Genomic DNA, 19,262 nt, shown 5'->3' with positions numbered 1-19,262 from the left:
CCGTATGACGAATACCCCTGCGATGAACCGCTACAGCTGGTATGGCAAGTTACCCAGCGCCGGAGATTTTTTGCAGCGCCGCTTTCCTGACACCTTACAGCGCCAGTGGTCGCACTGGTTCCAGGTCGGTCTGCTGGCCTGGCAGCAGGAAGAGCAGCGCAGCGGCGAGCGCCCGTTTCAGAAAGCACCCGTCTGGAATTTTGTGGTACCGCCCATGCTGGGCAGCCAGATGATCCAGATGGGCTGTCTGCTGCCCGGGCGCGACAGCGTCGGCCGACAATACCCGGTTTGCATTCAGCTGAGCTTCGCCCCGTCAGAGTGGTCGACCAGCCTGCTCAGCCAGGCCGAAAGCTGGTATCAGCAGATTGGACGCCTGGGGCTGCACGCGGTGCGCAACAGTTTTTCCGCCTCGCAGCTCGACGAGATGCTAATGTCCATTCCGGCGCCGCAGCCGGTCGAGCCGCAAAAGCGCTCCGACATCCTGGATGTGATTGGCTACGACGAGGACGGCCAGAGCACGCTGGGCTGGCCTCAGGCGGCAGAGTGCTTTGACCCGCTGCGTCAGACCAGCTACTGGTGGACCAACCGCTGCGACGGATACCCGCTCTACACCCACGTGCACAGCGGCAACTTTACCGGGCAGCTTTTCACCCTGCTGTTCGATCCGGCAGGGGGCGCCCGTCCGGGCCGTCACGGTCTCTATCCGCCTATGTTTGAATAAGCAGGGATCTCATGAATATCGAAGAATTTCTCGCGCCCATAAGCCCCGACAACCCCTGCGGCGAAAACCTGGAGTACGACGCTGACTTCCAGGCGATGAACCAGGCAAGTCTTGGGAAAGCGGAACAGCAGTTTGGCGACACCATCATCCCGGCGGAGCCTGCTGACTGGAACACGGTCGAAAAATACGCCACCAGCCTGCTGACCCGCACCAAAGATCTTCGCGTCCTGCTGGCGTTAACCCATGCCTGGACCCGCCGTCGCGGGCTGGCGGGCTACGCGGACGGATTGCTGCTGGTGCAGGAGGCGATCGCCCGCTACTGGGAGCCGCTCTATCCGCTGCTCGAAGAGTACGGTGAAACCGACCCGTTCTACCGCATCAACGCTCTCGCCGGGCTGAGTGATAAATCTGACCTGACGGTCGCGGTACGCAACGCCTCGCTGCTGCGTTCAAACGGCGATGAAATTTCGCTGCGGGATGCCCAGGCGCTGCTGGACGGCAGTAAAACCGAATGCCCGGACTATCCCGGCGGGCGCCCGCGGCTGATTGACGAGCTGGCTCGCGGCGACCAGCCGGGGACCGCCGCGGTCATCGTCATTAACGAACGTCTGCTGGCCATTCGCGAGCTGCTCATCGGGCATCTCGGTGAAAGCGGCGTGCCGGAGATGGAGCAACTGCTGAAAACCGTGGGGCTGGTGGCCAGCGCCTGTCAGGTGACCGACATCAGCAAGCTGCTGCCGAACCGTGATGCGCAGGCCCAGGCTGAGCAGCAGCCGACGGCTACGCAGCCCGTTCAGCCGGTGACCGACTGGCGCAGCGTGCAGGTCACCAGCCGCGCCGACGCCCAGCTGATGCTGGAAAAAGCGAAGCAGTATTTTGCGCAGTACGAACCGAGCCACCCCGCACCGCTGATGATTGAACGGGTGCAGCGGCTGTCAGAACTTAACTTTATGGACATTATTCGCGACCTGGCGCCAGACGGCGTTAACCAACTGGAAAACATCTTTGGGCGCCGCGAATAGCGCGTCCAGGCATTATGACGTCAGGCATGGAGCCTGGCGTTTCACCTTCACCGCGCATCTTTGATGGAGAACATCATGGCAATGAGTAACAGTGGGCAGAAATTCATCGCACGTAACCGTGCCCCCCGCGTGCAGATCGAGTATGACGTAGAGATCTACGGTGCAGAACGTAAAATTCAGCTGCCGTTTGTGATGGGCGTTATGGCCGATCTGGTCGGCAAACCGGTGGAAAACCTGCCGGCCGTCGACGAGCGTAAATTCCTCGAAATTGACATCGACAACTTTGACGAACGCATGAAGGCGCTGAAGCCGCGCGTGGCGTTCCAGGTGGATAACACCCTGACCGGCGAAGGTAAGCTCAACGTCGATCTGACCTTCGACAGCATGGACGACTTCCTGCCGGACGCGGTGGCCCGCAAGGTTGAGCCGCTGAACAAGCTGCTGGAAGCGCGTACCCAGCTCTCCAACCTGCTGACCTATATGGACGGTAAAAACGGTGCGGAAGAGCTGATCGCAAAAATTCTGCAGGATCCGACGCTGCTCAAATCCCTGAGCCAGTTGCCGAAAAATGACGAAAGCGCGAAAGGTAGCGAGGAATAATCGATGAGCAACCAGACTCAACAACACGAGCAGCAGGCGGGTCAGGCGTTCAGCCAGGATGAATTCAGCGCGCTGCTGAACAAAGAGTTCCGCCCGAAAACCGACCAGGCGCGTTCCGCCGTCGAAAGCGCGGTCAAAACCCTGGCGCAGCAGGCGCTGGAAAATACCGTCACCTTCTCGAACGATACCTACCGCACCATTCAGAACCTGATTGCCGGTATCGACGAACAGCTGTCACAGCAGGTGAACCAGATCATTCACCACGAAGAGTTTCAGAAGCTGGAAAGCGCCTGGCGCGGTCTGAGCTACCTGGTGAACAACACTGAAACCGACGAGATGCTGAAGATCCGCTTTATGAGCATCTCCAAGCAGGAGCTGGGCCGCACCCTGAAGCGCTACAAGGGCGTGGGCTGGGACCAGAGCCCGATCTTCAAGAAGATCTACGAGCAGGAGTACGGTCAGTTCGGCGGCGAGCCGTTTGGCTGCATCGTCGGCGACTACTACTTCGACCACAGCCCGCAGGACGTTGAGCTTCTGGGGGAAATGGCGCGCATCGGTTCTGCGGCGCACTGTCCGTTCATTACCGGTACCGCACCGGGCGTGATGCAGATGGAGTCCTGGCAGGAGCTGGCCAACCCGCGCGACCTGACCAAGATCTTCCAGAACACCGAATACGCCGCCTGGCGTTCACTGCGTGAATCCGAAGATGCCCGCTATCTGGGCCTGGTGATGCCGCGCTTCCTGTCGCGCCTGCCGTACGGCATTCGCACCAACCCGGTCGACAGCTTTGACTTTGAAGAGCAGACCGACGGCGCGAACCACAACAGCTACGCCTGGGCGAACGCGGCCTATGCGATGGCAGCCAACATCAACCGCTCCTTCAAAGAGTACGGCTGGTGCACCTCGATTCGCGGCGTGGAGTCCGGCGGGGCGGTGGAAAACCTGCCGTGCCACACCTTCCCGAGCGATGACGGCGGCGTGGACATGAAGTGCCCGACCGAGATCGCCATCAGCGATCGTCGTGAAGCCGAGCTGGCGAAAAACGGCTTTATGCCGCTGGTTCACCGCAAAAACTCCGACTTTGCTGCCTTCATCGGCGCGCAGTCCCTGCAAAAACCGGCCGAGTACCACGACCCGGATGCCACCGCCAACGCGCGTCTGGCCTCTCGCCTGCCGTACCTGTTCGCCTGCTGCCGTTTTGCCCACTACCTGAAGTGCATCGTGCGCGACAAAATCGGCTCCTTCCGCGAGCGCGAAGAGATGGAGCGCTGGCTGAACGACTGGGTCATGAACTACGTCGACGGTGACCCGGCCAACTCCTCCCAGGAGACCAAGTCCCGCAAACCGCTGGCGGCTGCGGAAGTGCAGGTGCAGGAGATTGAGGACAACCCGGGCTACTACGCCGCGAAGTTCTTCCTGCGTCCGCACTACCAGCTGGAAGGTCTGACCGTTTCTCTGCGTCTGGTATCTAAACTGCCGTCGCTGAAGACGAAAGACGCGTGATGATGAGTGCCGGCCCGCAGGGGCCGGCCATTTGAACGTAAAGAGCTTAGCTAATTTCTGTCAGTGAATAAGGATATACGGTGAAACATAGACTTTTGATCGCAACCAGTTTGCTGGCAGTTTCTACTCTGGCAAGCGCGGACGCCGGAAATTATAAATACCCTCAAGCGGAAGCATTGCCTCAGGATGACACATCAAACTTTCAACGCGATCCGACGTTGTTAACGGGATACGATTTAAATTTGAGTGCAGATCGTTTCGCTAAAGCCTGGCTGTCGAAAACGAATGAACGTGAACGCATCAAGGCAAATATGTATCTTCTCGGCGTAGTCGACGCGTCTGAGGGCACTGCATGGTGCAAGGGCAGGCCTTTTTTGCCAAATACGCTACATGAGTTTCTCTATTCTCGTTTTGCGAACTTATCGAAACAGCAAGGCGAGGAACGCGCTTCAAAAATCATCATTGACGGAATGAAAGAATTACGCCCGTGCAAAAAGGAGAGTGACAAATGAGACCATTATACGAACAACTAAAACGTCAGCATTACTCTTCAAATCATACCCGCGCGGGTTTTGCCTCGGGTGAACAGGTCTTCTCAGAAATTGGCTATGATTATTCAACGATTATCAAGCAGCAACCGGCATACGAAAATACCTGTGCGGTAAGAATGAGTCTGGCATTGTTAAAATGTAATGTTGAATTCACAGGGCGTTTACCCATAAAGTCGGGCCCCTATAAAGGAAAAACAATCGAACCCGGCGCAAAATTACTTGCGGATCAACTTTATAAATCCCATGTGTTTGGCAAGGCAGAAATCTTTACCGATCGTGAGGCGGGTGCGCGATCGATGTTGGGCCGAAAAGGCGTTGTTTTCTTCAATAAAATTGATGGGTATGGCGGTGGTCATATCGACCTTATCGAGCCTCTGAGTAATAATTCGTTTATATGTAACTCCGATTGCTTTCCGTACTGTCAGGAAATCTGGTTTTGGGAATTAAAATAATTTCATCCAGGCAGCTAAAGACAGCATTTCTTTTGCTCGCTTGCTTATGTTTTTCTGCTCGCGGCGATAACCCATACGTTGATTTTTATCAGCAGCAAACATACCGGCAGGTAGTTAAAGATTTTGTCCTTGCGCGCTGCCTTGCGCAGGTGGCAGATAAAGGCAGCCAGTTTTCTACTGACGCCGCTCGCACTGCGAGTGCATTCATTGAGTGGATACCTTTTGATGCTGAAAATGGCACTGAGAAAATGGATGCGCTCATTGGAAAATATAAAGATCACATTAACGGGTTTCATGCTGAGCGAAAGCCCGACGTAAAAGGTGTCACGTTAAATTGTCTGCGTCTTTATCATAGTGACGAACTTAATAAACTTGTTCCTCAATTAATCATCGGAAATCCTGACCGCACCTGGATTCAGGATAACCCGCAGTAGTAAAAGACTTCACATTCTTTCCATTTATTCCGGGGGAATGTAAGACTGTCAAATGACACGGGTCATTTGATATGAGGCAGAGGTAAAATATGGACGGTTTTATTCAGCCCCATGCTTTCCTGTTTGCCATATAAGTGCTTTTTCGAAAGCAATATTGTTCATCCACGAAGAGTAGATATTATGGCTATTGATATGTTTCTGAAGGTCGAGGGTGTTACGGGCGAATCGAAAGATTCTAACCACACCGGCTGGACTGATATTACCTCCTTCTCCTGGGGCGCTTCCCAGCCAGGTAATATGAGCGTTGGCGGTGGCGGCGGTGCCGGTAAAGTTAACTTTAACGACCTGCACGTTAACGCACTGATCGACAAATCCACCACCGCTATCCTGAAACACTGCGCAAGCGGTAAACACCTGACTAAAGTTGAGCTGTCCGTTTGTAAAGCGGGCGGCCAGCAGGTGGAATACTCCCGCATCACGCTGGAAGATGTGCTGGTGACCTCTGTTCAGTATACCGGTGCTGACAATGGCGATACCGTTGGTGTGACCTATGCATTCCAGGCTGCGAAAGTGAAACAGCAGTACTGGGAGCAGACCACGTCGGGTGGTAAAGGTGCTGAAAGCAGCGCTGGCTGGAACATCAAAGAGAACAAAGAAGCGTAATTGCGCATGTGGCCGGGGAGTTTTCCCCGGTCATTATCAACCTCAAGAGCCCTCAGGATTGGCGGGCATGATTATGCAAAAGTTATTCGGTGTGTTTGCAGTCACGTTAATGGTCAGCGCCTGTTTGTCTCATCCAGAACAATATCAGTCGCTTTCGGTAACGCTGAAAAATAATGAACCCTGCTTTGCTATCCCTGCTAATTCCGGGTTAGAAGCGCCGGTCACCAGCCATTCACCCACCATTATGAAACGCGCGGGAAATGAATGGAAAGCGGTATCGCCGCCGTCAACGTTTAGCCCTGAAGTGACGTTAACGACCCAACAGTGTCACCAGTGGCAGGGGATTGCGTGGCAAGCCGGAGAATATGATGTTGCCCTGAAGGTGTCAGGGAAAAACGATTCTATTCGCTATGCGGCCCGCTTCACCTTACAAGAAGGTCCCTCAGGCCAGTTTAAGCTTACGCAGACTGAATAGAATGTGTTAACCCCAAACGCCGCCGTTCTCGCCCCGAGAGCGGCAGCGTTTGAGCGCTAATCATACCAGCAGGAATACGCCATGCGATTCACGATTATTTCTACGAAACCCGGTCATCAGCCGCCGCAAAGCAGCTGTGATTATTACGCCCCGGGCGGCACCATTGGGCGCGGTACGGATAACAATCTGGTATTGCCGGACAATGACCGCACCATCTCTCGTCTGCAGGCCATTGTTCACGTGGACGCTCAGGGCGAATGCCGCGTCACCAACCGCGGCAGCGTTATCCGTGTGGTATTAAATGACATTCCGCTGGAGCGAGGGCGTCAGGTTGAGCTGCAGGATGGCGACATTCTCGGTATTGATGACTACCGTATCGAAGTGACCGAGCTGATCCACGATACCCAGCCCGTGAGCCGCATGGCGGCCAGCCTGCACCAGCAGGCGCGTCCGACCGTGGCTCCTGCGCCTGCGCAGCAGCCGAAACCGGCGAGTGCCGCACCCCGTGGGAAAGCCGAGCCGACCGCCGTGCCAACGGAGATCTGGGATAGCCTGATGCAGGAGTTTTCCATCTCCGACAGCATCTCCAGCAACCGTACAAAACCGCAGCCTGCGGCATCGCACGATCCGTTCTCCCAGCCTGCAGCCCCGGAGCGTAACGCCGAAGATCCGCTGGCGATGTTCAACGACAGCGATCCCACGCTCGAACGTAAGCATGTCGATCCGGACTCGCTGTTCAGCGACGAAGCGCTGTTTAAAAAAGAGAGCATTTTTGACGACGTTACGCCTTCCACGCTGGTGCCACCGGTTGAGACCCAGCCAGCCCCGAACGAAGAGGGGACGGATGAGCTCGATCCGCTGGCCCTGTTTGGCGGTAAGTCCAGCGCGCCAGCCGCGCGTAATGACGACCCGCTCGGGCTGATGGGCGGCGCGCCGTTAACCCATCCGGATGACGTGATTAACGAGAAGCCAGCCCCCGTGCCGGAACCTGAGCAGGAAGAGGACGCGCTGGCCGATTCTCCGCTGTTCGCCCCTGAGCCGCAGGAGGAACCGCGTGCTGAAGAAGAACCCGCGCGACCGGATTACGCTGGCTTCACGATGCCGACGCCACAGGCCGTTGCGCGCAGCAGCGCTCAGGCCCCGAAGGGCCGCCTGCGCATCGATCCGGTCAATAACGCCGCCGCCCCAGCCGCCACGGCAAACAGCGGTGAGAAGGGCGAAGTGCTGCAGGGCGAGCTGCTGGAGGCGCTGCTGGAGGGGATGGGACTCAGCGAAATGCAGCCCGTTCCGCAGTTTGACCGTGAAAATATGCGTCAGCTGGGGCAGATCCTCGGCATGTTCTCTCAGGGGACCGTGGCGCTGCTCTCCTCGCGCTCCATTCTCAAGCGCGGCGTAAAAGCCGACATGACCATGGTGCTGGACGATGCCAACAACCCGTTCAAGCTGTTGCCGACCGGCAAAACCGTGTTAATCCAGATGTTCGGCACCCCGATGCCGGGCTTTATGCCGCCAACCAAATCCGTGCGCGACGCGCTGATCGACCTGCAGGCGCACCAGCTGGGCATGATCTCCGGCATCCGCGCCATTATTGCCGCGATGCTGCAGTCCTTTAACCCGGAACAGCTGGAAGAGCAGGCGAAGCAGAACGGCATGACCTCGCGTCTGGCGCTGCCGGGCAGCCGCAAAGCCGCCCTGTGGGACTACTTTGTTCGCAGCTATGGCGAGACGGCGGGCGAGATTGAGGACGACTTCCACACCCTGTTCGGCGAGGCCTTCCTTCATGCGTATGACATGGAGGTGAATCAGTACAAAGACTCACAGAGCGGATCGGAAGACAAATGAATATCGCAACGGCTTCTCTCTCCCGCCAGGGGACGCGCGCCAGCAACCAGGATCAGACGGGAGAAACCATTGGGGAACGTTCAGCCTGCTTTGTCGTCTGCGACGGCATCGCGGGGCTGCCGGGCGGCGAAGTGGCCGCCGCGCTGGCCCGCAACAGCATTATCTCCCGCTTTGATGGCGACAAACATCTTAATGCGCAGCATATTCGCGACTACGTGCAGACGGCGAATCGCACTATTCTCAGCGAACAGCAGGCCGTTCAGGACTATCGCCGGATGGGCACGACGTTGGTTAGCCTGTTCATTGACCGTGATTACGGGCTGGCCTACTGGGCCCATGCCGGAGACAGCCGCCTGTACCTGTTCCGCCGGGGATGGCTGTGGCATGTGACCACCGACCACAGCCTGGTGCAGCAGATGAAAGATGCCGGGCACCAGACCGACAACCTGAACAGCAATCTGCTCTATCTGGCGCTGGGAATTGAAAACGGCGGGCCGGAAGCGAGCTACAGCGACGTGGTGCAGGTTGAAGACGGCGATGCCTTTTTACTCTGCACCGACGGGTTCTGGCACGGCGTCAGCGAAGAGCAAATGAAGCAGTCGCTGCATATGGTGAATACGCCGCAGGAGTGGCTGACCTTAATGAACCAAATCATTCAAAAGAATGGCGAACAGGAGGGGAATGCCCAGGATAACTATACTGCCCTGGCGGTATGGATGGGCAACCCTCAGGACACCACTTTGCTGCACACCCTCTCTGACGCAGCACAATTTCTTCCCTGCGGAACTGATTAGACACACAAGGAACGATATGAAACTTTGGCTATCGGGTTTGGCACTTCTGGCGGCGACCTCTACCGCGCAGGCTGAAAATTTCCGCATCGTGCAGTCTCCTGCGCAGAAGCTGGATATCTGGATCGACAACATCAAAGACAACACGCCGCAGAGCTGGTGTAAGCCTGAGGTGGCGCTGCGCATTGTGGCGAACGGCAAGAAAGACGTCTCCGTGCTGGAGAACTTTGTGCCGCGTCTTGGCGCGCTGCTGGAACACCAGTGCAGTAAAGTCAATAAACTCAGCTGGACGCTCAACGATCCGGCGGGTACCACGCTGGCACAGGGCACGGCAGGCAAAGCGCAGGACTGGGCGCTGGTGGTGAAACAGGAGCAGGCCGCGCCTGCTGCGACCGTCACCGCCACCCCAGCCAGCGGCGCGTTACTGCCGCCCGATCAGAACGTGGCTTCCCGCACCGTTGCCGCCGACCGTACGCCGTGGCAGGAGTTTACCCTGCAGGACGGTTGCCACCTGCGCACCTTCTGGGAAGGGGGCGCCTCTGCACCGGCGCTCTTCATTCCGGATTCGGACACCACCCGCTGCGGCAACGGCAGCTGGCTGAGCGGACACACCGTTGTGTCGCAGTCCCGCAACGGCGGGCAGAAAGAGATGGCGGTAACGTACATTCATGGCTTCCCGGTAACCGGGCTGAATCAGAGCGCCGACCCGGAAAACGCGCTGATCACCTCCGTCAACAAAGAGCGCATGGTATTCAGCACCCCAAACAGCGACCAGAGCTGGATGATCCTGCCTTACGACAGCACCCTGAACAGCTGGAAGAGCAACGGCACCGTCGCGGTGGAGATCTCCCGTGAAACCGCCAGCGACGATGCAAAGCTGCAGGCGCGTATCGCGGCGGTGAAAAAAACCTGGAGCGCCTGGGTGGCACCCGGCACCCCGCTGAATATCGTGCTGATTGACACCCTGCGTCCTCAGCTGCGCGATCCGGCCGTTGGCGCATGGCGCGCGGCAAATTAAGGAATGGCGATGAATACGCTCTATCAACACCTGGCGGGTGAGTCGCTCAACGACGCGCTCGCGCGTCTGGAAGCAGAAATCAAAGCCCGTCCGGCGGATGCCGACCTCCGCGCCGCGTTCGTGCAGTTTTTAACCCTTAGCGGTAACTGGACGCGTGCCCTGACCCAGCTGAAAAGCTGGCTGGCGCTGAAGCCGCAGGCGAAACCCACCGTCACGCTGCTGGAGCAGTCCATTCAGGGCGAGCTGCAGCGCGCGCAGGTGATGGCGGGACAGGCGCGTCCGGCGATGCCTGAAACCCAGTGGCCGTGGCTAACCACCCTTGCGGCGGCGCTGAGCGAGGAGGGCGAGCGCGCGCAGGCGCTGCGTCTGGAAGCCCTTGAGCAGGCGCAGGCCACCCCCGGCCAGATTACCCTCGAAAACGAGGAGACGCAGGCCTTTGACTGGCTGATGGACGGCGATGCCCGTCTCGGCCCGGTATGCGAAACCATCGTCAACGGCCGCTATTTCTGGCTGCCGTTTAACGCTATCGCGGAGATCCGTTTCCAGGCGCCTGCCAGCGTGACCGACCTGGTCTGGCGTCACGCGCTGGTGCGCCTGACGGACGGGACGGAGCAGGTGTGCCAGATCCCGGCGCGTTACCCGTTTGCGGCCGATGCCTCTGACGCGGTTAAACTCGGGCGGACCACCGACTGGCACCCGCTCGATACTGACGGCACGCTCTATGAAGGCCAGGGCCAGAAGGCCTGGCTGAGCGAGCAAAGCGAAAGCCCGCTGCTGTCCTTAAGCCTCGTGACGTTTGCGACGGATGGAGCCGATGAGTAATCCCGCTGGCGAAGGCGATCTGCTGCGCAGCGGCTGGCAAGCCCGCAGCAGGCAGGAGAAGGTGGGGGCGCGCGACAAAATGCAACCCTCGCTGCTCGATCGCCTCACTGATAACGACCCGGAAAAAAAGCGTGAGTCGGCCAACAGCAATCTGATCACCCACGCCGCCCTGCGCCGCAATGTGCTGCGCGATTTGCAGTGGCTGTTTAATACCATCAACCACGATGCCTCCGGCGATTTAAGCGCGCTACCGCACGTGAGCCGCTCGGTGGTTAACTTCGGCGTCGCGCCCCTGGCCGGGAAAAGAATGTCGGACATCGAATGGCACGACATTCAGCGTAAGCTCACCGAGGCCATCATCAATTTTGAACCACGCATTTTGCCGCAGGGGCTGCAGGTCCGCTGCGTATCGGATACCTCCTCGCTGGATCTGCACAACGTGCTCTCCATCGAGATCAAAGGGCGTTTATGGTGCGTGCCGTACCCGCTGGAGTTTCTGTTTCGCACCGATGTCGATCTGGAAAACGGCCATTTTGAACTGAAAGATGCGGGGTAATCATGGAAAGTAAACTGCTCGAATACTACAACCGTGAGCTGGCCTACCTGCGCGAAATGGGGGCCGAGTTTGCCGAACGCTACCCGAAAGTCGCCGGACGGCTGGGCATGCGCGGCATCGACGTGGCGGACCCGTATACCGAACGTCTGATGGAAGGGTTCGCCTTCCTGACCTCCCGCGTGCAGATGAAAATGGACGCGGAGTTTCCGCGCTTCTCCCAGCGTCTGCTGGAGATGATTGCGCCGAACTATCTTGCGCCCACGCCGTCGATGGCGATTGCGGAGATTCTGCCCGACAGCAGCCGGGGCGACCTGAGCAAGGGCTTCGTCGTGCCGCGCGGTACCATGATGGACAGCCTGGCGCTGAAAAAAACCGGCGTGACCTGCAGCTATACCACGGCGCACGAGGTCAACCTGCTGCCGCTGAAAATCGACAAGGTCGAGCTGGGCGGAGTCCCCGCCGATTTGCCGCTCGCACAGCTGGGTCTGAGCCAGCGGGGGATCGGCAGCGCCCTGCGGATCCGCATCGCCTGCGACGGCCCGCAACATCTCGGGCACCTGGATTTTGACCGTCTTGAGTTTTTCCTCGCCGGTCCGGATATCGAGGCGCTGAAGCTGCTGGAGCTGGTGATGGAGCACCACGCCGGGATCGTCTGTCAGACGGTCAGCCCGCAGCCGCAGCGGCAGCTGCTGGCGACGGACGCGCTGCGCCAGGAGGGATTTGAGCCTGACCAGGCGCTGCTTCCGGACGATCTGCGCAACTTTGACGGCTATCGCCTGCTGCAGGAGTATTTCGCGTTTCCGGCCCGTTTCCGCTTCATTAGCCTCAGCGGCCTGAGCACGCTGATCCAGCGCTGTGAAGAAGAAAAAGCCTTCGACATCTTCATCCTGCTGGATAAGTCGGATGAACAGCTGGAGCGCGTGGTCGATGCCAGCCACCTGGCGCTGCACTGCACTCCCGTCATCAACCTGTTCCCGAAAGTTGCGGCGCGGCAGAAGCTTAATGACGGTCAGCATGAATACCATCTGGTGGTCGATAACATCCGTCCGCTGGATTATGAAATCTACGCGGTAAAAAAAATCTATGGCAGCGCGGACGGCCAGCGTGATGACCAGACGTTTCGTCCGTTCTGGAGCACCTGGAGCGGCGATGCGGGCAACTACGGGGCCTATTTTTCCCTGCGACGCGAGCAGCGCGTGCTGTCCGAGCACGCCCTGCGCTACGGCACCCGTACCGGCTATATCGGCTCGGAGGTCTTCGTCTCGCTGGTGGATGAACAGCACGCGCCGTGGCAGGAAAATCTGCGCTATATCTCTGCCGAGGTGCTCTGCACCAGCCGTGACCTGCCGCTGATGCTGCAGCAGGAGCTCGGGGAGTTCATTATGGCGGACTCCATGCCGGTGAAATCCCTCACCCTGCGTAAAGGGCCGACGCCGCCGCGTCCGGCGCTGGCAGAAGGGTTCAGCACCTGGCGGCTTATCAGCCAGCTGCAGATGAACTACCTCAGCCTGATGGACAGTGACAATGAGGAGGGGGCGGCCGCGCTGCGCCAGCTGTTAGGGCTGTACGCCAACCTGGCCGAAACGCCCGTGGCGCGTCAGGTGGAAGGCGTTCGTCACTGCGTGCTGGAGCCGGTTCACCGCCGCGTGCCTGAACCCGGCCCGGTGGTGTTCGCCCGCGGGATCGGCATTACCCTGACGGTGGATGAGCGAGCCTTTTCGGGGGCAAGTCCGTGGCTCTTCGGCAGCCTGATGGAGCGTCTTTTTGCCCGCCTGGTCTCCATCAACAGCTTCACTGAGTTCACCCTGAAGAGTCAGCAGCGCGGCGAGATTGGCTACTGGGCGCCGCGCATGGGTAAAAGGGCGCTGATATGAGTGACGCTGCCACTGCACCGCTGCGCGTGCATCGCCTGACGAAGCTGCCGGACGCGTTCTGGCACGGCGTCCGTGAGACGCCCTGGCGCTACGATCTGTTTCAGCTGTTAAGGCGCATTGATGCCCAGGGCGGCGAGCGCTACCCGCTGGGCCGCGCGCCGCTGCCAAAATTTGAACCGCTGCGCATTGGCCAGCAGCCGTCGATGAGTTTTGCTCCGTCGACGCTGGCCAGGGTGCGTCAGCGGGAAGAGAGCGGGCTGCATGAGGTCTCTATCCTCAGCTTCGGCCTGTTTGGCCCGAACGGCCCGCTGCCGGTCCACATGACCGAGTACGCCCGCGAGCGTATTTATCATCATCAGGACACCAGCCTGAGCGCGTTTGCCGATCTGTTCCACCACCGCCTTGCGCTGCTGTTTTACCGCGCCTGGGCGGATGCGCAGCCCACCGTCTCGCTGGACCGCGCCGATAACAAGCGCTTTGAGGGCTATCTGGCGTCGCTGATTGGGATGGGCCAGCCGGGTCAGATGGACAACGGCAGCCTGAGCGCGCACGCGCGTTTTACCCACGCCGGGCACCTGACCCGTCACGGGCGGGATCCGGAGGGGCTGGAGAAGATCCTGCGCAGCTATTTTAAGGCGCCGGTCAAACTGGTCAGCAACGTGCCGCAGTGGATGCCGCTCTCCACGCGCGAGCAGGCGCAGCTTGGGGAAGGACGCCGCATGCCGCGCATGGGTGTGTCCGCCTTTCTCGGCGTCGCCGTCCGCGACGTGCAGCATAAGTTTCGCATCGAGATTGGCCCGCTGAGCGCGGAGGAGTACAACCGCTTTCTGCCGGGTGAAGCGTGGGTCACCGAGCTGCGCGACTGGGTGCGTCAGTACGCCGGCGTGGAGTTTGAATGGGAAACGCGGGTGATCCTGCGCGCAGACGCGGTGCAGGGCGCCACGCTCGGCAGTCATGGGCGATTAGGCTATAACACCTGGCTGGGCCTTCAGCCGCAGCCTGTCCCGCGCGGCGATCTGGTGTATCGCGCAGAGCGGTAATCCTTCCGTATACCGAATCATTGTTAATGGAAACTAACATGTCAGAAATTAGCCGTGCCGTGCTTTTCGGCAAACTGGATACGCTGTTATTTACCTCTCTGGAAAGCGCCACTGCGTTCTGCAAGCTGCGCGGCAACCCCTATGTTGAGCTGGTGCACTGGCTGCATCAGCTGATGCAGCAGCAGGATGGCGATCTGCAGCAGGTCATCCGCCACTTTGCCCTCGACGAGCAGCAGCTGACGCGCGATATCGTTGCCGCGCTGGATGTGCTTCCGCGCGGGGCGAGTTCCGTTTCCGATCTCTCCGAGCATATCGACAGCGCCGTGGAGCGCGCCTGGGTCTTCGGCTCGCTGAAGTTTGGCGTCAGCCGCATTCGCGGCGGCCATTTGCTGATCGGCATACTCAAAACCTGGAATCTGGCCAACGTGCTGAAAAGCATTTCGGCGCAGTTCACCCGCCTTAACGTCGAGGTGCTGATTGAGCAGTTCGATACCATCTGCGCCAACAGCAAAGAGACGCAGCAGGCCGCTGCCGCTGTCGACGCACCGGCGGGTGCAGTACCGGCTGCTCAGGGGACGCTGGCCCAGTACGGTCAGGACCTGACCGCCCGCGCCCGGGAAGGGAAGATTGACCCGGTCGTCGGGCGCGACGAGGAGATCCGCCAGATGGTCGATATCCTGATGCGTCGCCGTCAGAACAACCCGCTGCTGACCGGGGAAGCCGGAGTCGGGAAAACGGCGGTGGTGGAAGGGCTGGCGCTGCGTATCGCCGACGGCGACGTGCCGGAGCCGCTGCAGAACATTCAGCTGTGGCTGCTGGATATCGGTATGCTGCAGGCCGGTGCAGGCATGAAAGGCGAGTTTGAAGCCCGTCTGCAGGCGCTCATTAACGAAGTCCAGTCCAGCGCCACGCCGATCATTTTGTTTATCGATGAGATCCACACCCTGATTGGCGCAGGCGGCCAGCAGGGGACCGGCGATGCGGCGAACCTGCTGAAGCCAGCCCTGGCGCGCGGCCAGCTGCGCACCATCGGCGCCACCACCTGGGCAGAATACAAAAAGTACATTGAGAAAGATCCGGCGCTGACCCGTCGTTTCCAGACGGTGCAGGTTCACGAGCCGGACGAAGCGAAAGCGATTCTGATGCTGCGCAGCACCGTGTCGCCGCTGGAGACGCACCACCAGGTGTTGCTGCTCGACGAAGCGGTCAGCGCGGCGGTGAAGCTGTCCCACCGCTACATCCCGGCGCGTCAGCTGCCGGACAAAGCCGTGGCCCTGCTCGACACCGCCTGCGCCCGCGTCGCGGTGAGCCAGAGCGCGCCGCCTGCGCAGCTGGAAGACTGCCTGCGCCACCTTGCTGCGCTTGACGTGGAAATTGAGATCGCTGAGCGCGAAGCGCGCGTGGGGGCCGGTGATGCCGAGCGCGTCACGGCATTACGCGCCGAACGCGACGCGTATGAGACAAAACGCGAAGCCCTGGCCCGGCGCTGGGAAAAAGAGCGCAGCCTGGTGCAGGAGATTATCCGCCTGCGCGCCGCGCTGTTCGCGGCGGGCGAAGAAGATACCGCCGAGCTGCGCGGCCAGCTGGCGGAGCAGCAGCAGGCGCTGAACGCCTTACAGGGAGACGAGCCGCTGCTGTTTGCCGCGGTGGATGAAAACGTGGTCGCCGCGGTCGTCTCTGACTGGACCGGGATCCCGCTGGGCCGGATGGTTAAAAACGAGATCGACGCGGTACTCAACCTTGCCGACACGCTGAACCAGCGCGTTATCGGCCAGCGTCACGGTCTGGACCTGATTGCCCGCCGCGTGAAAACCTCCCGGGCGAAGCTCGACGACCCGAACAAGCCGGTGGGCGTCTTTATGCTGTGCGGCCCGTCCGGCGTCGGTAAAACCGAAACCGCGCTGGCGCTCGCCGAATCTCTGTACGGCGGCGAGCAGAACGTCATCACCATCAACATGAGCGAGTTCCAGGAAGCGCACACCGTCTCCACCTTAAAAGGTGCGCCTCCGGGGTACGTAGGGTATGGTGAAGGCGGGGTATTAACCGAGGCCGTCCGCCGCCGTCCATACAGCGTCGTGCTGCTGGATGAAATTGAGAAAGCGCACCCGGACGTCCACGAGATCTTCTTCCAGGTCTTTGATAAAGGCTGGATGGAAGACGGCGAGGGGCGCCATATTGATTTCCGCAACACCATTATTATTCTGACCTCCAACGTCGGCACCGAGCTGATTAGCGCCATGTGCGCCGATCCGGACCTCATGCCGGAGCCTGATGCCTTAAGCGGCGCGCTGCGCCAGCCGCTGCTGGAGGTGTTCCCTCCGGCGCTGCTGGGCCGCCTGCTGGTGGTGCCGTACTACCCGCTCAGCGACGAGATGCTGGGGCAGATTGTTCGCCTGCAGCTCAGGCGCATCCAGCGTCGTCTGGAGGAGAATCACAGCATTATTTCTGAGTTTGACGACAGCGTGGTGGAACAGATTGTTCAGCGCTGCACCGAGGTGGAGTCCGGCGGCCGCATGGTGGATGCTATTCTGACCAACACCCTGCTGCCTCAGATGAGCCAGATCTTACTTACCGCCAGCCGCAGCGACGAACAGTACCGACGTCTGCACGTCACCTGCGAGCAGGGCGAGTTTCACTGTCAGTTTGCCGCGTAATAATCATCAAGAGAACTGTAAAAGATGACGGATAATGATAACAATCGGACTGTCCCAAACGCGCTCCCGGTCGGGTACCGCTTCAACGAGTTTGAAATCAAAGAGGTGATCGGCGGCGGCGGTTTTGGCATTGTCTATCGCGCGTGGGATCACCAGCTCGAACGCACTATCGCTATCAAAGAATTTATGCCTTCCTCGCTCGCCGTACGCGGCGACGACATGACCCTGGTGCTGCGCAGCGAGCGCTTTGGCAAAGCGTTTTCCGCAGGCCTGAACAGCTTTATCCAGGAAGCCCGTCTGCTGGCGCGCTTTAACCACCCGAACCTGCTGCACGTTCTGCGCTTCTGGGTGCAAAACGACACGGCCTACATGGGGACGCTGTTTTACAGCGGCACCACGCTTTCGCGCCTGCGCGAGGAAAAGCCGGAACTGATCAACGAGGCCTGGATCCGCCGCACGCTGCCGATGCTGTTCGGTGCGATCAAGACCATCCACGACGAAGGCTATCTGCACCGAGACATCTCGCTGGATAACATCCAGATCCAGGATAACGGCCTGCCGGTGCTGCTCGATTTCGGCTCCGCGCGCCGCACCATCGGTAACCTTTCCGACGAAACGGAAACCATGCTGCGCCCGGGCTTTGCGCCGATTGAGCAGTACACCGACGACAACGAAAGCGAGCAGGGCCCGTGGACGGACATTTACGCCCTCGGCGCCGTGCTGCGTACCCTGATTGTGGGTTCTCCGCCGCCGGTCAGCGTGGTGCGCTCGATTCAGGATACCTGCAAACCGCTGGTGGAAATCATGCCGCAGGGCTATTCCATTCCGCTGCTGCAGGCCATTGACCGCGCGCTGGCGCTGCACATGGAGGACCGTCCACAGTCCATCGATGAGTTCGCCGCGCTGATAGAGATGCCGGTCGCCGGGATTAACGACGTGCTGACGGCGAAAAAGCCCGGCACGATGCTGGTACCGGTGGAGGAGGAACAGCCGGCGTCGCTGCTCGACTGGCGTCGCTACAGGATCCCGGGCATGGTTGCCGCAGGCGTGCTGGTCGGCGTTGTCGCTGGCGCGATGCTGTTCAGCAGCGGCAAAGATGCGCCAGAGCAGGCTGCGCAGGCACCGGCAGAGACGCGTCCAACCGAAACCGCCGCGAACGCCCCAGACGTGAAGCCAGAAACGGCGAAGGTGAGCGAACCGGCGACGGCACAGCAGACGCCACCGCCTGCCGCGAGCCCTGTTGCGTTGGTCTATATCCGCATCCTCGACGGCGAAACGCTGAAAGTGAACGGCGAGCCAAAAGCGCTGCGTCCGGGAACCAACGGCTATGCATCGCTCAAGCTGCCGGCCGGTGAGGCGAAGATTGAACTGCAGGGCAACGGAAGAACGCGTGGCCAGACGCTGGATATTACCAAGCCGGGCACCTGGCTGGTGAATCCGTAGGAATATAAACAGGGGAGACTATGGAAGTGTACGATCTTCGAAGTCTTAGGCTTCATTCAAAGGAGTACGAGAAGATTGTCTCTCCTGTTTGTGCGTTTTGAATTTATTCCTAACCCGGAGGGTTGAGTTGAAGCCAATATGTGCTCCCCCATTTTTTTAAATAACAATAACGGGCGTACACAAAACAAGCTCGCTCATTTAAATAGCCATCTATGGTATTTCTGGGGAGGTATGGATCTTCTCGCAATATTGCTTTATTGCGTGAATTCAGTTCGCCAGCACAGAATTCCATTCATTTCTGACGCAAAAGCGTTTAGTGATTCGTTGCATTATTATGCAGGTGATGGTTTCAGCATTTTGGTCATGCTTTTTTTTGTGCTTGACTTACTTTTATTACTCTCTTTGTGTACTTCGGCCTGTTTATTCTTCAAGCGAAAGATCGGAGCGGTTAAACTTGCCCTCGCTCAGGAATTTTTTCGCTTGATTTCATTCAGATGTTCGGTCTCATTGTCCCCTCTTTTAGTAAGTATGTTTGATTTTTCAAACATCTGGTTGAATGTAGGTTTATTTGTCACATCAGAGTCACTGAAAATCTACTCTCTTGTTTTTTGGATGATCAAGAGGGAAAAGCCCCTTTCTTGAATGACGCTTTATCACAGATGCAGAACCTCTTATCTGCATCGCATAAGCTAGATGGAATAAAGATTATGCTCAACCGAATTACCGTTCAGCTCCCGGTGGAGGGGCTTCTGTTCTGGAAACTGACGGGCCGCGAGGCGATGTCCGAGTCGTTCGCGCTGA

At 59.0% G+C, this 19,262-nt stretch carries 19 protein-coding genes; all 19 read left to right on the top strand.

Annotated features, from left to right (window positions below; genetic code table 11):
* Window positions 1–4: 4 nt before the first annotated feature.
* The 19 genes from tagF (at window position 5) to ACOTXI_RS04365 (ending at window position 19,103) form a co-directional block, all read left to right on the top strand.
* Window positions 5–721 carry a type VI secretion system-associated protein TagF gene (tagF, locus tag ACOTXI_RS04455; protein ID WP_008502646.1) on the top strand — a complete coding sequence of 239 codons (717 nt, stop codon included), beginning with the start codon at window positions 5–7 and terminating at the stop codon, window positions 719–721.
* 11 nt (window positions 722–732) lie between these two features.
* Window positions 733–1,743 carry a type VI secretion system protein TssA gene (gene tssA / locus ACOTXI_RS04450; protein WP_008502645.1) on the top strand — a complete coding sequence of 337 codons (1,011 nt, stop codon included), beginning with the start codon at window positions 733–735 and terminating at the stop codon, window positions 1,741–1,743.
* A 75-nt stretch (window positions 1,744–1,818) separates the two neighbouring features.
* Window positions 1,819–2,343 carry a type VI secretion system contractile sheath small subunit gene (gene tssB, locus ACOTXI_RS04445; protein WP_008502644.1) on the top strand — a complete coding sequence of 175 codons (525 nt, stop codon included), beginning with the start codon at window positions 1,819–1,821 and terminating at the stop codon, window positions 2,341–2,343.
* Window positions 2,344–2,346: 3 nt separating this feature from the next.
* The gene (tssC, locus tag ACOTXI_RS04440) at window positions 2,347–3,846 is read left to right on the top strand and encodes a type VI secretion system contractile sheath large subunit (RefSeq protein WP_013096181.1); all 1,500 of its coding nucleotides are present in this window, start codon (window positions 2,347–2,349) and stop codon (window positions 3,844–3,846) included.
* Window positions 3,847–3,926: 80 nt separating this feature from the next.
* Complete coding sequence (locus tag ACOTXI_RS04435) at window positions 3,927–4,358, top strand: Rap1a/Tai family immunity protein (protein WP_021240384.1); 432 nt, start codon at window positions 3,927–3,929, stop codon at window positions 4,356–4,358.
* Window positions 4,355–4,849, top strand: a complete 495-nt coding sequence (locus tag ACOTXI_RS04430) for a T6SS effector amidase Tae4 family protein (protein ID WP_021240383.1) — start codon at window positions 4,355–4,357, stop codon at window positions 4,847–4,849. The genes ACOTXI_RS04435 and ACOTXI_RS04430 overlap by 4 nt, the downstream gene beginning before the upstream one ends.
* Window positions 4,834–5,283 (top strand): T6SS amidase immunity protein Tai4 family protein, encoded by a 450-nt coding sequence (locus ACOTXI_RS04425; RefSeq protein ID WP_084831952.1) that lies wholly within the window; start codon window positions 4,834–4,836, stop codon window positions 5,281–5,283. The genes ACOTXI_RS04430 and ACOTXI_RS04425 overlap by 16 nt, the downstream gene beginning before the upstream one ends.
* Before the next feature lie 180 nt (window positions 5,284–5,463).
* Window positions 5,464–5,946 carry an Hcp family type VI secretion system effector gene (locus ACOTXI_RS04420; RefSeq protein WP_008502640.1) on the top strand — a complete coding sequence of 161 codons (483 nt, stop codon included), beginning with the start codon at window positions 5,464–5,466 and terminating at the stop codon, window positions 5,944–5,946.
* 67 nt (window positions 5,947–6,013) lie between these two features.
* A complete protein-coding gene (locus ACOTXI_RS04415) occupies window positions 6,014–6,421 on the top strand; it encodes a putative T6SS immunity periplasmic lipoprotein (protein ID WP_008502639.1) in 408 nt (135 codons plus the stop codon).
* 81 nt (window positions 6,422–6,502) lie between these two features.
* Window positions 6,503–8,263 carry a type VI secretion system-associated FHA domain protein TagH gene (gene tagH / locus ACOTXI_RS04410; protein ID WP_421633924.1) on the top strand — a complete coding sequence of 587 codons (1,761 nt, stop codon included), beginning with the start codon at window positions 6,503–6,505 and terminating at the stop codon, window positions 8,261–8,263.
* Window positions 8,260–9,057: a PP2C family protein-serine/threonine phosphatase gene (locus ACOTXI_RS04405; protein WP_008502637.1), complete on the top strand. Its 798-nt coding sequence runs from the start codon at window positions 8,260–8,262 to the stop codon at window positions 9,055–9,057. Before tagH ends, ACOTXI_RS04405 begins: the two co-directional genes overlap by 4 nt.
* Window positions 9,058–9,073: 16 nt before the next feature.
* On the top strand, window positions 9,074–10,072 hold the full coding sequence (locus tag ACOTXI_RS04400) for a hypothetical protein (protein WP_008502636.1): 999 nt from the start codon (window positions 9,074–9,076) through the stop codon (window positions 10,070–10,072).
* Between the two features lie 9 nt (window positions 10,073–10,081).
* Window positions 10,082–10,894 carry a type VI secretion system accessory protein TagJ gene (locus ACOTXI_RS04395; RefSeq protein ID WP_008502635.1) on the top strand — a complete coding sequence of 271 codons (813 nt, stop codon included), beginning with the start codon at window positions 10,082–10,084 and terminating at the stop codon, window positions 10,892–10,894.
* On the top strand, window positions 10,887–11,450 hold the full coding sequence (gene tssE / locus ACOTXI_RS04390; protein WP_008502634.1) for a type VI secretion system baseplate subunit TssE: 564 nt from the start codon (window positions 10,887–10,889) through the stop codon (window positions 11,448–11,450). Before ACOTXI_RS04395 ends, tssE begins: the two co-directional genes overlap by 8 nt.
* A gap of 2 nt (window positions 11,451–11,452) precedes the next feature.
* Window positions 11,453–13,324, top strand: a complete 1,872-nt coding sequence (tssF, locus tag ACOTXI_RS04385; RefSeq protein WP_058653353.1) for a type VI secretion system baseplate subunit TssF — start codon at window positions 11,453–11,455, stop codon at window positions 13,322–13,324.
* Window positions 13,321–14,364, top strand: a complete 1,044-nt coding sequence (gene tssG, locus ACOTXI_RS04380) for a type VI secretion system baseplate subunit TssG (RefSeq protein ID WP_058653352.1) — start codon at window positions 13,321–13,323, stop codon at window positions 14,362–14,364. The genes tssF and tssG overlap by 4 nt, the downstream gene beginning before the upstream one ends.
* A 38-nt stretch (window positions 14,365–14,402) precedes the next feature.
* Window positions 14,403–17,018 (top strand): type VI secretion system ATPase TssH, encoded by a 2,616-nt coding sequence (gene tssH / locus ACOTXI_RS04375; protein WP_058653350.1) that lies wholly within the window; start codon window positions 14,403–14,405, stop codon window positions 17,016–17,018.
* Between the two features lie 24 nt (window positions 17,019–17,042).
* Window positions 17,043–18,461: a serine/threonine protein kinase gene (locus ACOTXI_RS04370; protein WP_045410456.1), complete on the top strand. Its 1,419-nt coding sequence runs from the start codon at window positions 17,043–17,045 to the stop codon at window positions 18,459–18,461.
* 231 nt (window positions 18,462–18,692) lie between these two features.
* The gene (locus ACOTXI_RS04365; protein ID WP_227009980.1) at window positions 18,693–19,103 is read left to right on the top strand and encodes a hypothetical protein; all 411 of its coding nucleotides are present in this window, start codon (window positions 18,693–18,695) and stop codon (window positions 19,101–19,103) included.
* The last annotated feature ends 159 nt before the right edge of the window (window positions 19,104–19,262 follow it).

It is taken from the genome of Enterobacter cloacae complex sp. BZL2005 (assembly GCF_049238885.1).
GTDB lineage: Bacteria > Pseudomonadota > Gammaproteobacteria > Enterobacterales > Enterobacteriaceae > Enterobacter > Enterobacter roggenkampii.
Note: the sequence above shows the minus strand (reverse complement) of the source record. Positions and strands in the feature narration are given on the sequence as shown.